Source organism: Halomonas sp. SSL-5 (assembly GCF_030708455.1).
Classification (GTDB): domain Bacteria; phylum Pseudomonadota; class Gammaproteobacteria; order Pseudomonadales; family Halomonadaceae; genus Halomonas.
This window is the reverse complement of sequence record NZ_JAUYWF010000011.1, coordinates 1-12,125: the sequence shown is the minus strand read 5'-3', so window position 1 is coordinate 12,125 and position 12,125 is coordinate 1. Positions and strand designations below refer to the sequence as shown.

The window sequence follows — 12,125 nt, the reverse complement described above, 5'->3', positions numbered from 1 at the left end:
CTCAGTATACCGAGGGCAAGCGTTGGATGGCTTTAGTACCTTGGGTCATGAGTACATAGCCGAAGGGCCCGCCAGCGAGGCTGGCGGGCCCTTCGGGAGCGCACGTGACCGGTAGGTCAGGCCGAGATCGATTCGCCATCGACATGGCGGGGCTCGAAGGTGCGTCCACGCAGCTGGTCGTGGTCCGGGGCGTTGTCGATCAGTACCCGCAGCACCTCGCGGGCACGGTCGCGCATCTCCAGGCCCAGGTAGCCTTCGACCATCACCGCCAGGGCGTCGCGGGTCGCCTCGCTCTCCGGGTAGTTCTCGACCACCCAGCGGCCCCGTTCCACGGCGGCCAGGTAGGCACCGCGGCGCATGTAGTAGTCGGCCACGTGCAGCTCATGGCGCGACAGCAGGTTGCGCAGGTAGACGATGCGCTGGCGGGCGTCCGGGGCATACTGGCTGCCGGGGTAGAGCCGGACGAGCTCGCGGAAGTCGGTATAGGCGTCGCGGGAGGCGCCCAGGTCACGCCTGGAGATGTCGATCAGCTTGAGGCGCTCGAGGCTGAAGCGCCCGGCCTGCCAGGCGGCCAGCCCACGCATGTAGAGCGCATAGTCGGCCTGGGGGTGGCTGGGGTGCAGGCGGATGAAGCGGTTGGCCGCGGCGCGGGTCGCTTCCCAGTCGTCGATCTCGTAGTAGGCGTAGATCAGCTCCAGCTGGGCCTGCTCGGCGTGACCGCCGAACGGGAAGCGGGTGTCGAGTGCCTCGAGCCGGGAGATGGCCCCGGTGAAGTTGCCGCGGTCCAGGGATTCGCGCGCCTCCTCATAGAGTTCGCGCTCGCCGAGGTTGGCATACTCGACCTCTTCATCCGCGACCCGCTGTGCGGCGCTGGCGTCTTCGTCGCGAGAGTCATCGGAGCCACCGCCGAACAGGGAGCAGCCGGTCAGCAGGCTGGTGGCCAGTAGCAGGGCCGCGAAACGGACAGGGAAGTTGGAAACGCGCATCGTGATCCTCGTGGCAAACAACGCGGACAGGCCGTGTTAGAATCGGCTCTAAACCCGCTCACTATAAAGCACTGCGTGGCAAAACGCAGTCATCGGCGGCGCCTCGATCCCGATCCCCGCAAACGGTCACTCTATCCCTCATGTCCCAGACCTTCGAAGCACAGCAGCGTGTCCCCGACGCCATGGCCGGCCAGCGCCTCGACCAGGCCGCCGCGGAGCTCTTCGCCGATTTTTCCCGCGAGCGCCTGAAGGCCTGGATCAAGGCCGGCGACCTGACCCTGGATGAACGGCCGGCGCGCCCCAAGGACAAGGTCTATGGAGGCGAGTGGCTGCGCCTGTGCACCGAGGTCGAGGACGATACCCGTTTCGAGCCCGAGGACATCCCCCTGGACGTGGTCTACGAGGACGACCAGGTACTGGTGATCAACAAGCCGCCGGGTCTGGTGGTGCACCCGGCGGCGGGCAACCCGGACGGCACCCTGCTCAATGCCCTGCTGCACCACGATCCGGCGCTGGCGTCGGTGCCCCGGGCCGGCATCGTGCATCGCCTGGACAAGGACACCAGCGGCCTGATGGTGGTGGCCAGGACCCTGACCGCCCAGACGGCGCTGGTGGAGCAGCTGCAGGCGCGCACGGTGTCGCGGGAGTACGATGCAATCTGCGTGGGCGTGATGACCGCCGGTGGCACGGTGGATGCGCCCATCGGTCGGCACCCCAAGGATCGCAAGCGCCAGGCGGTGACCGCCTCCGGCAAGCCGGCGGTGACCCACTATCGGGTGGTGGAGCGCTTCCGCGCCCACACCCATGTGCGCTGCCGGCTGGAGACCGGGCGCACCCACCAGATCCGCGTGCATCTCGCCCATCTGCGCTATCCCCTGGTGGGCGACCCCGTCTACGGCGGCCGCCTCAAGCTGCCCGCCGGCGCCTCGGAGACGCTCAAGGATATCCTGCGCGAGTTTCCGCGCCAGGCGCTGCATGCGCGCAAGCTGGCCTTCGTGCACCCGGGCAGTGGAGAGAAGGTGAGCTTCCGGGCGGCCCTGCCGGATGATCTACTGATGCTGCTCGACTACCTGCGCGACGATCATCGGACGATGCGCTGAATTCTCTGCCGTGACGAGGAAACTGCCATGAGCGACGCCCCCGACCTGCGGCCCTCCCTGGTCCTGCCCGACTGGCCGGCGCCCACCTCCGTGGGGGCCTTCGTCACCACTCGCGAGACCGGTCCCAGCCAGGGCGACTTCGCCTGCTTCAATCCTGCCGATCATGTGGGCGACAATCCCGACCATGTGGCGCTGTGCCGGCGGCTGCTGCAGAAGCAGGTCGACGAGGAGCGTCCGCTGCTGTGGCTCAACCAGGTGCATGGCGCCCGGGTCCAGCAGGCCTACGCGGCCGAGCCGCCCGAGGCCGATGCCGCGGTGGCCGTCGATCGCGACTATGCCTGTGTGGTGCTTACCGCCGACTGCCTACCGGTGTTCCTCTGCGACCGCCGCGGTCAGCGCGTGGCGGTGGCCCACGCCGGCTGGCGCGGGCTGGCCGGCGGTGTCCTGGAGGCCACGGTGGCGGCGCTGGGTGTACCGCCGGAGGAGCAGCTGGCCTGGCTGGGGCCGGCGATCTCCAACGCCCAGTTCGAGGTGGGTCCCGAGGTGCAGCAGGCCTTCGTCGGCGTGCACCCCGAGGCCGCCGACGCCTTCGACCCCAGCCCCTACCGCCTGGGCCATTACATGGCCGACCTCTACCGCCTGGCGCGCCTGCGCCTGGAGCGCCTGGGCGTCTCGCATATCAGCGGCGGCCACTTCTGCACCGCCTGCGAACCGCGCTTCTACTCCCACCGCCGCGATGACGGCCGCACCGGTCGCATGGCCAGCGTGATCTGGTTGCGATAGCGCCAAGCACCGAGCTACAAGCGCCAAGGAAACCCCAGGGCCATCGCAGTGGCGTCAAGCGAGAGGCGCCGGGGGCAGGTCGAAGAGGGGGTCCGAGGACCAGGGATGGCCGAGGTAGCGTACACGGACGTATTTACAGCGCCCCCTCGCAGACCTGTCGCCGGAACAGCCTCGAGTGACTCCTTGTGCCTTGACCCGCGTCAACTTGTCACGCGCTTCCCCTGGCGGCCGACTTGAAACCCGGCCAGCCTGACGCCATTGAAGGTGTCAAGACATTCACAGGGTCAAGCGGGGCGTCCGACCGCCTCGCCATCCCGATGGAGGAAGTTGCTATGCGTTTCGACAAGTTCACCGCCAAGCTGCAGAACGCCGTGGCGGACGCCCAGTCGCTGGCCGTGGGCCGCGGTCACAATCAGCTGGAGCCCGGCCACCTGCTGCTGGCGCTGCTCGATGCCCAGGATACCGGCGCCAAGTCGCTGGTGCAGAAGGCTGGCGGCGATGCCGCCCGGCTGCGCGATGGCCTAATGGGCCACCTCGACGACCTGCCCAGGGTCGCCAACTTCGATGGCGAAGTGCAGCCCTCCCGCGACCTGATCAAGCTGTTCAACCTCACCGACCGCGAGGCTCAGAAGCGTGGCGATCAGTTCATCGCCAGCGAGTTGGTGCTGCTGGCGGCGCTGGAGATGAATCATGCCGTCAGCAAGCTGATCAAGCAGGCCGGGGTGACCCGCCAGGCGCTGGAGGCCACCGTCGACAGCGTGCGCGGCGGTGAGAGGGTCGACGACCCCAACGCCGAGGAGCAGCGCGAGGCGCTGGAGAAGTACACCCTGGACCTCAACGAACGCGCGGCCAGCGGCAAGATCGACCCGGTGATCGGGCGCGACGACGAGATCCGCCGCACCATCCAGGTACTGCAGCGGCGCACCAAGAACAATCCGGTACTGATCGGCGAGCCCGGCGTGGGCAAGACCGCCATCGTCGAGGGCCTGGCCCAGCGCATCGTCGATGGCGAAGTGCCCGAGGGCCTCAAGGACAAGCGCGTGCTGTCGCTGGACATGGGCGCGCTGCTGGCCGGGGCCAAGTTCCGCGGCGAGTTCGAGGAGCGCTTGAAGTCGGTGCTCAAGGAACTCGCCCAGGAGGAGGGCCGGGTGATCCTGTTCATCGACGAGCTGCACACCATGGTCGGCGCCGGCAAGGCCGAAGGGGCCATTGATGCCGGCAACATGCTCAAGCCGGCGCTGGCGCGCGGCGAGCTGCATTGCGTTGGCGCCACCACCCTGGACGAGTATCGCAAGTACATCGAGAAGGATGCCGCCCTGGAGCGCCGTTTCCAGAAGGTGCTGGTGGACGAGCCCTCGGAGGAGGATACCGTGGCGATCCTGCGTGGCCTCAAGGAGCGCTACGAGGTGCACCATAAGGTCGACATCACCGACGGCGCCATCATCGCCGCGGCCAAGCTCTCGACCCGCTACATCACTGACCGCCAACTGCCCGACAAGGCCATCGACCTGATCGACGAGGCCTGTTCGCGGATCCGCATGGAGCTCGACTCCAAGCCCGAGGAGATGGATCGCCTCGACCGCCGGCTGATCCAGCTGAAGATGGAGCGCGAGCACCTCAAGAAGGAGACCGACGAGGCCTCCAGGAAGCGGCTCGAGCACCTCGAGGAACAGATCGAGGAGCTGTCGCGCGAGTACGCCGACCTGGACGAGATCTGGAAGGCCGAGAAGGCCAGCATCCAGGGCGCAGGACAGTTCAAGGAAGAGCTCGACCGCGCTCGTATCGAGCTCGAGCAGGCGCGTCGCCAGGGCGACCTGGGTCGGATGTCGGAGATCCAGTACGGGGTGATTCCCGACCTGGAGAAGAAGATCGCCGAATCCAGCGAGGCGGAGGCCGACACCTCGAAGCATAAGCTGCTGCGCTCCAACGTCACCGAGGAGGAGATCGCCGAGGTGGTCTCGCGCTGGACCGGCATCCCGGTCTCCAAGATGCTCGAGGGCGAGCGCGACAAGCTGCTGCGCATGGAGGAGGCGCTGCATGAGCGGGTGATCGGCCAGGAGGAGGCGGTGACGGCGGTAGCCAATGCGGTGCGCCGTTCCCGGGCCGGCCTCGCCGACCCCAACCGGCCCAACGGCTCCTTCCTGTTCCTCGGCCCGACCGGGGTGGGCAAGACCGAGCTGTGCAAGTCGCTGGCCAACTTCCTCTTCGATACCGAGGAGGCGATGGTGCGCATCGACATGTCGGAGTTCATGGAGAAGCACTCCGTGGCGCGGCTGATCGGTGCGCCTCCCGGCTATGTCGGCTACGAGGAGGGCGGCTACCTGACCGAGGCGGTGCGCCGCAAGCCGTACTCGGTGCTGCTGCTCGACGAGGTGGAGAAGGCCCACCCGGACGTCTTCAACATCCTGCTCCAGGTGCTGGAGGACGGTCGCCTCACCGATGGCCAGGGACGCACCGTGGACTTCCGCAACACGGTGATCGTGATGACCTCCAACATGGGGTCGGACATCATCCAGCGCATGGGCGGTAATGACAGCGGCGATGCGGACAAAGACTACGAACAGATGAAGGAGATGGTGATGGCGGTGGTCGGCGACCACTTCCGTCCCGAGTTGATCAACCGCATCGACGAGGTGGTGGTCTTCCATGCCCTGGGGCAAGAGCAGATCCAGGCCATCGCCGGGATCCAGCTGGACCGCCTGCGCGTACGGCTGGCCGAGCACGAGCTGGCACTGGAGGTCAGCGATGCGGCCCTGGCCCAGCTGGCCGTGGTGGGCTTCGATCCGGTCTTCGGGGCGCGACCGCTCAAGCGGGCCATCCAGGCACGCATCGAGAATCCGCTGGCCCAGGACCTGCTGGCCGGCAAGTTCTCTCCCGGTGACGTCATCCGGGTGGATGCCGACGAGGACCGGCTGGTGTTTCGCAATGCCCGGAATGATGCTGCCGGGCAGTGATGAAGGGTGTGCCGCCGGGGGCAAGCATCGCCGGCGGCACTCGCATACTGGTGCTGCCGGTCTAAACTGAATGGCAGGTTGCGTCCTGTAACCTCCTTGCCCGTCCCTCCCCGCGAGCGGACGGGCTCTTTTATGGCGCCGGGTTTACGGGGCAAGATCGCAAGAACGCCTTGCCGAATGGCCCGTCATGGGCTACCCACGCTGTTTCCGCGGTTGACACTGCCTCAGTGCTAATGGAATCTTGATCCTTCCTGATACGGGCACGGACCCAGCGGGCAACCCCCCATTTCCGTGTGACGGGTAGGTCTCATGGCCTCTACTCGCCGAAGGACTTCCGGTTCCGGGCCCACCGCCCGGGCCGGCCAACGCCCCGACGCGGCGAACCGCCGTGATGAGAGTGCAGGCCCCAACAGGGCTTCTTGCCAGGGTTTGGCATCAGGTGCCGGCACGGCCGGCAGCGGCATACCGCCGCACTCGACACCGTCTCCCGCAGCGGAGGCGGATCGCACTCGAGACCTCCAGGGGAGACACACACGTGGAATTACTTTCCGGCGCGGACATGATCGCCCGCTTCCTGCAGGATGAGGGCGTCGAATATATCTATGGTTATCCCGGCGGGGCGGCGCTGCATATCTATGACGCCCTGTTCCGCCAGGACAAGGTCAAGCACATCCTGGTGCGCCATGAGCAGGCCGCCACCCATGCCGCCGACGGCTATGCCCGGGCCTCCGGCAAACCGGGCACGGTGCTGGTGACCTCCGGCCCCGGCGCCACCAACGCCGTCACCGGTATCGCCACCGCCTACATGGACTCGATCCCGATGGTGGTGCTGTGCGGCCAGGTGATGAGCCACCTGATCGGCGACGACGCCTTCCAGGAGACCGATATCGTCGGCGTGACCCGGCCGATCGTGAAGCACAGCTTCTCGATCCGCCACCCGAGCGAGATTCCGGAAGTCCTCAAGAAGGCCTACTACCTGGCCGCCAGCGGCAGGCCGGGTCCGGTGGTGGTGGACATTCCCAAGGACATGACCGCGCCCACCGAGCGCTACGAGTACGTCTACCCGAAGAAGGTCAAGATGCGCTCGTACAACCCGGTTACCCGCGGTCATAGCGGCCAGATCAAGAAGGCCGTGGAGCTGATGCTCAAGGCCAAGCGCCCGGTGTTCTATACCGGCGGCGGCGTGGTCACCGGGCGGGCCAGCGAGGGGCTGACCGACCTGGTCAAGCGCCTGGGCTATCCCATCACCACCACCCTGATGGGGATCGGTTCCTACCCCCAGAGCGACCGCCAGTGCCTGGGCTGGCTGGGCATGCATGGCTCCTATGAGTCCAACATGGCCATGCACCATGCCGACCTGGTGATCGCCATCGGCGCGCGCTTCGACGACCGCGTGACCAACAACACCTCCAAGTTCTGCCCCACCGCCAAGGTCATCCATGTGGATATCGACCCGAGCTCGGTCTCCAAGACCGTGCGCGCCGATGTGCCCATCGTGGGGCCGGCGGGCAGCGTGATCAGCGAGATGATCAGCCTGGTGCAGGGCAAGGAGATCGCCCATTCCGAGGCCCTCGATGAGTGGTGGCAGAAGATCGACGGCTGGCGCGAGGAGCGCGAGGGCAAGCTCTACGAGCCCTCGAAGCCCGGCGAGACGATCAAGCCCCAGGAGGTCATCGAGGCGCTGTGCCGGGTGACCCGTGGCGAGGCCTATGTGACCACCGATGTGGGTCAGCACCAGATGTTCGCGGCCCAGTACTACAAGTTCGACAAGCCCAACCGCTTCATCACCTCCGGGGGACTCGGCACCATGGGCTTCGGCTTCCCGGCCGCTATGGGCATCAAGCAGAACTTCCCCGATGAGGAGGTGATTTGCGTGACCGGGGAGGGCAGCTTCCAGATGATGATGCAGGAGCTCTCCACCTGTAAGCAGTTCGGGGGCGGCGTGAAGATCGTCAACCTGAACAACGGCTCGCTGGGCATGGTGCGTCAGTGGCAGGACCTCAACTACAAGTCGCGTCACGCCCACTCCTACATGGAGTCGCTGCCCGACTTCCAGATGCTGATCGAGTCCTATGGCTTCACCGCGCTGAAGGTCGAGACCCTCGAGGAGCTCGAGCCGGCACTGGAACGTGCCTTCGCCGACACGCATGAGCTGGTATTCCTCGATGTGGCGGTCGACCCGCACGAGCACGTCTATCCGATGCAGGTGCCCCTGGGCTCCATGCGTGACATGCTGCTTTCCAAGACGGAGCGGACCTGATGCGCCATATCATCTCGATTCTGATGGAAAACGAACCGGGCGCCCTGTCTCGCGTGGTGGGGCTCTTCTCGCAGCGTAACTTCAACATCGAGACGCTGAACGTGGCGCCCACCGAGGACCCGACCCTGTCGCGCCTGACGGTCACGACCGTGGGCGACGATCGGGTGATCGAGCAGATCACCAAGCACCTCAACAAGCTGATCGATGTGGTCAAGCTGGTCGACCTCACCGAGGGCAACCACATCGAGCGCGAACTGATGCTGGTGAAGGTGAAGGCGCTGGGGTCGACCCGCGACGAGGTCAAGCGCACCGCGGATATCTTCCGTGCGCAGATCGTCGACGTGACCCCGAGCCTGTTCACGGTGCAGATCACCGGTGACGCCGGCAAGCTCGACGCCTTCCTGCAGGCCATGGAGCCGGTAGGGGTGCTGGAGGTGGCGCGCACCGGGGTGTCGGGCATCGCCCGAGGCGACAAGGTGCTGTCGCTTTGATTTACTACTGCGCTCGATATCTCGGCCGCCGGCGGTTCTCGCAATCCTCTTTGAGCTGCCAGTCAACTCCGGTTGCTGCGCTCCGGCGGCGACCGACCTATCTTCGCTCGTGACGTAAATCGTTGCCCATGTTGCATGATCAATAAGGCCGCCCCTCGGGGCGGCCTTCGCATGTCTGGGACCGGCTCAGCGCTCAACAACCTCGTCCCATAGCGCGCGGATCAGCGGGCTTCTCAGCCGCCGCTCGAGCACGCACAGGCCGACGTCGTAGTGGGGCAGCTCCGGTTTCACCGGCAGCACACGCACCCGCTCGCGCAGCGGGCTGTTGTCGAGCACGATCCTGGGCACCACGCCGATGCCGAAGCCCAGTCCCACCATGCTGACGATGGCCTCGTGACCGGCGACCTGGGCGTAGATCCTGGGCACCACGCCCAGCGCCCGAAACCAGGTGTCGGCGTAGCTGCGTGACAGCCCCGCCTCGGAGAGGATCATCGGCACCTCGCGCCACTGTTCGGCGCTGGGAGATTCGGGCGTGGGGGGAATCCAGTCCGGTGTCTCTCGTGGCGCGATGAAGACCAGCGGGGCGCGGGTCAGCGACTTGAACGCCAGCGCCTCGGGAGTCTGGCGCGGGCGAGGGGTGATCGCCATGTCCTCGTCCCCGGCCAGCACGCGGCTCATGGCCTCGGCCGGGTCGCCGGTGTGCAGCTTGAGCTCGATGCCGGGATGGCGGCTGCGGAACTCGCTGAGCAGCTCGTAGAGGAAGCTGTAGCTGGCGGTGACCGAGCAGTAGACGCTGATCTCGCCGGTGAGCCGGCGGGCCTCGCTCATCAGCGACAGGCGCAGCTCCTCCCAGCGTTCCAGGGTCTCGCGGGCATAATGCTGGAAGGTCTCGCCCTGGCGGGTGAGGGCGACGTGGCGATTGTCGCGCTCGAACAGCGTGACCCCCAGGCTCTCCTCCAGCTGACGGATGGAGCGGGAGAGGGTGGAGGTGCTGACGTGACACGCCTCGCTGGCGCGCCCGAAGTGCAGGGTGTCGGCCAGGGCGAGGAAGTGGTGGAGGGGGCGCATGTCCATGGCAATGATTGTTGCATATTTCGGGATGTGTCGTTGCAAATATCGCGTTTTACGCAATGGCGCGGCTGGCGTATGGTTGAGCCATCGGATGCCGCGAACCCAGTCCCGCGTCAGACGGGGCGGGTGGCCATCAACGCTGACACCCTCACTCTCTTACCTGTTTTCAGGAGCACGACATGCACGTTTACTATGACAAGGATTGCGACCTCTCCCTTATCCAGGGCAAGAAGGTTGCCATCGTGGGCTACGGTTCCCAGGGCCATGCCCATGCCAACAACCTCAAGGAGTCCGGCGTCGATGTCACCGTCGCCCTGCGCCCGGGTTCCTCTTCTGCCGCCAAGGCGGAAGGTGCTGGCCTCAAGGTCGCTTCCGTCGAGGAAGCCAGCAAGAACGCCGATGTGGTGATGCTGCTGGCCCCGGACGAGAACCAGAAGGCGATCTACGAGACCCAGGTCGAGCCGAACCTGGCGCAGGGGGCCACCCTGGCCTTCGCCCACGGCTTCAACATCCACTACAACCAGATCGAGCCGCGCAAGGACCTGGACGTGGTGATGATCGCGCCCAAGGCCCCGGGTCACACCGTGCGTTCCGAGTTCGTGCGCGGCGGCGGCATCCCTGACCTGATCGCCATCCACCAGGATGCTACCGGCAACGCCAAGGAGCTGTCACTCTCCTACGCGGCGGCCATCGGCGGCGGTCGCAGCGGCATCATCGAGACCACCTTCAAGGACGAGACCGAGACCGACCTGTTCGGCGAGCAGGCCGTGCTCTGCGGCGGTGCCGTGGAACTGGTCAAGGCCGGCTTCGAGACCCTCACCGAGGCGGGCTACGCCCCGGAGATGGCCTACTTCGAGTGCCTGCATGAGCTCAAGCTGATCGTCGACCTGATGTACGAGGGTGGCATCGCCAACATGAACTACTCCATCTCCAACAACGCGGAGTATGGTGAGTACGTGACCGGCACCGAGGTGATCAACGAGCAGTCCCGCGCCGCCATGCGTAATGCGCTCAAGCGCATCCAGACCGGCGAGTACGCCAAGATGTTCATCAACGAGGGCAACACCAACTACCCCTCGATGACCGCGCGTCGCCGCCTGAACGCCGAGCACCCGATCGAGCAGGTCGGCGAGAAGCTGCGCGGCATGATGCCGTGGATCGCCGCCAACCAGCTGGTGGACAAGAGCAAGAACTGATCCGCCGATCCGGGTAGTCAGGATCGCCGTATCGGCAGCATGATCAGGGGCGCGGGCAACCGCGCCCCTGATCGTTTCTGGGGCCGGCAACCGTGGTGACTACTCCGCTCCTGGCGGGCGTGGCTTTGCGCTTATGGGTGGTCGTGCAAGAATGGCTACCATCACTTCCAGGCAACGGATGAGACGATGAGTCAGGATCCCCGCAGCAACGAACACGATGCACCGCCCCATGGCGAGGGCCCGCCCCGGGAAGAGGGGCCCCCTCAGGATGAGGACCTGGCGTCGGTCTTCCTGCGCGAGACGGAAGTGATCGAGGAGGCCGAGGAGGACGGTCGTACCGTCAGGCGCAAGGGCATCTACCTGCTGCCCAACCTCTTTACCACCTCGGCGCTGTTCGCCGGTTTCTTCGCCGTGGTGGCCGGCATCAACGGCGATTTCACCGCGGCCTCGGTGGCGATCTTCATCGCCATGGTGCTTGACGGCCTCGACGGCCGGGTGGCACGACTGACCAACACCCAGAGCGCCTTCGGCGCCGAGTATGACAGCCTCTCCGACATGCTCTCCTTCGGGGTGGCCCCGGCGCTGGTGGCCTTCACCTGGATCCTCCAGGACATCGGCAAGACCGGCTGGGTGGTGGCCTTCCTTTATGTGGCCTGTGCCGCCCTGCGCCTGGCCCGCTTCAACGTGCAGGTCGGTAGTGTCGACAAGAAGTGGTTCATCGGACTGCCCAGCCCCTCGGCGGCGGCCATGGTGGCAGCTAGTGTGTGGACCTTCCACAGCTTCGACGCCGAGGCCTTCGGCTTCAAACTGCTGATGCTGGTGATCGTGGCTGCCGCCGGCGTGCTGATGGTCACCAATATCCGCTACTACAGCTTCAAGGATATCGACCTCAAGGGGCCGGTGCCCTTCGTGGTGCTGCTGGCCATCGTGCTGGGCTTTGTGGTGATCAGCGTGGAGCCCTCGGTGATGCTGCTGCTGCTGTTCGGCACCTATGTGGCTTCCGGTCCGGTGATGGCGACGATGCGCAAGCTGCGCCATGTGCCGCCGGGGCGCTGACCCATGGCCGCCCCGCGCGAATCGACGCCCGCTACCCGCGGGCGTCGCTGTTTCTGAAACTTTTTTACCCAGGGGGCTTGCGTCCCGCCGCGCGGGGCCGTAAAGTACGCATCCGCTGCCGGCGACGGGCAAACGTTGCAGGCGGTGGAAGTGGCAGAAGTGATTGTTCTGCATGGAATATTTTTGAAACGGGTCGAATCGCTTCGAAACATTCCGATTGACAATCAC

At 66.0% G+C, this 12,125-nt stretch carries 9 protein-coding genes; 7 read left to right on the top strand and 2 right to left on the bottom strand.

The features are described from left to right. Window positions 1–116 precede the first annotated feature (116 nt). Window positions 117–986 carry an outer membrane protein assembly factor BamD gene (locus RAN53_RS13435; protein WP_305797326.1) on the bottom strand — a complete coding sequence of 290 codons (870 nt, stop codon included), beginning with the start codon at window positions 984–986 and terminating at the stop codon, window positions 117–119. Window positions 987–1,126: 140 nt separating this feature from the next. Between RAN53_RS13435 and rluD the strand changes: the two genes are divergently transcribed. The 5 genes from rluD to ilvN all read left to right on the top strand — a co-directional run bounded on the left by rluD (window position 1,127) and on the right by ilvN (window position 8,574). Continuing rightward, complete coding sequence (rluD, locus tag RAN53_RS13430; protein WP_305797325.1) at window positions 1,127–2,086, top strand: 23S rRNA pseudouridine(1911/1915/1917) synthase RluD; 960 nt, start codon at window positions 1,127–1,129, stop codon at window positions 2,084–2,086. A gap of 27 nt (window positions 2,087–2,113) precedes the next feature. After that, window positions 2,114–2,869, top strand: coding sequence for a peptidoglycan editing factor PgeF (gene pgeF, locus RAN53_RS13425; RefSeq protein ID WP_305797324.1), 756 nt, complete (start codon window positions 2,114–2,116; stop codon window positions 2,867–2,869). Between the two features lie 332 nt (window positions 2,870–3,201). Beyond that, window positions 3,202–5,823 carry an ATP-dependent chaperone ClpB gene (gene clpB, locus RAN53_RS13420; protein ID WP_305797323.1) on the top strand — a complete coding sequence of 874 codons (2,622 nt, stop codon included), beginning with the start codon at window positions 3,202–3,204 and terminating at the stop codon, window positions 5,821–5,823. Between the two features lie 535 nt (window positions 5,824–6,358). Then, entirely contained in the window at window positions 6,359–8,083 is a 1,725-nt protein-coding gene (locus RAN53_RS13415; RefSeq protein ID WP_305797322.1) for an acetolactate synthase 3 large subunit, read from the top strand. Further along, window positions 8,083–8,574 carry an acetolactate synthase small subunit gene (gene ilvN, locus RAN53_RS13410; RefSeq protein WP_089680772.1) on the top strand — a complete coding sequence of 164 codons (492 nt, stop codon included), beginning with the start codon at window positions 8,083–8,085 and terminating at the stop codon, window positions 8,572–8,574. Before RAN53_RS13415 ends, ilvN begins: the two co-directional genes overlap by 1 nt. Before the next feature lie 186 nt (window positions 8,575–8,760). On the opposite strand, the gene ilvY is transcribed toward ilvN, so the two are convergent. Further along, a complete protein-coding gene (ilvY, locus tag RAN53_RS13405) occupies window positions 8,761–9,648 on the bottom strand; it encodes an HTH-type transcriptional activator IlvY (RefSeq protein ID WP_305797321.1) in 888 nt (295 codons plus the stop codon). A 176-nt stretch (window positions 9,649–9,824) separates the two neighbouring features. On the opposite strand from ilvY, the gene ilvC reads away from it, so the two are divergent. Then, window positions 9,825–10,841: a ketol-acid reductoisomerase gene (gene ilvC, locus RAN53_RS13400; RefSeq protein WP_305797320.1), complete on the top strand. Its 1,017-nt coding sequence runs from the start codon at window positions 9,825–9,827 to the stop codon at window positions 10,839–10,841. A 186-nt stretch (window positions 10,842–11,027) separates the two neighbouring features. Beyond that, window positions 11,028–11,897, top strand: coding sequence for a CDP-diacylglycerol--serine O-phosphatidyltransferase (gene pssA, locus RAN53_RS13395; RefSeq protein ID WP_305797319.1), 870 nt, complete (start codon window positions 11,028–11,030; stop codon window positions 11,895–11,897). The last annotated feature ends 228 nt before the right edge of the window (window positions 11,898–12,125 follow it).

Bases quoted from the DNA above. Each gene is read 5' to 3' on its own strand.
- pgeF (WP_305797324.1), top strand. From the start codon at position 2,114: ATGAGCGACGCCCCCGACCTGCGGCCCTCCCTGGTCCTGCCCGACTGG.
- pssA (WP_305797319.1), top strand. From the start codon at position 11,028: ATGAGTCAGGATCCCCGCAGCAACGAACACGATGCACCGCCCCATGGC.
- RAN53_RS13435 (WP_305797326.1), bottom strand. From the start codon at position 986: ATGCGCGTTTCCAACTTCCCTGTCCGTTTCGCGGCCCTGCTACTGGCC.
- ilvY (WP_305797321.1), bottom strand. From the start codon at position 9,648: ATGGACATGCGCCCCCTCCACCACTTCCTCGCCCTGGCCGACACCCTG.
- ilvN (WP_089680772.1), top strand. From the start codon at position 8,083: ATGCGCCATATCATCTCGATTCTGATGGAAAACGAACCGGGCGCCCTG.
- clpB (WP_305797323.1), top strand. From the start codon at position 3,202: ATGCGTTTCGACAAGTTCACCGCCAAGCTGCAGAACGCCGTGGCGGAC.
- ilvC (WP_305797320.1), top strand. From the start codon at position 9,825: ATGCACGTTTACTATGACAAGGATTGCGACCTCTCCCTTATCCAGGGC.
- rluD (WP_305797325.1), top strand. From the start codon at position 1,127: ATGTCCCAGACCTTCGAAGCACAGCAGCGTGTCCCCGACGCCATGGCC.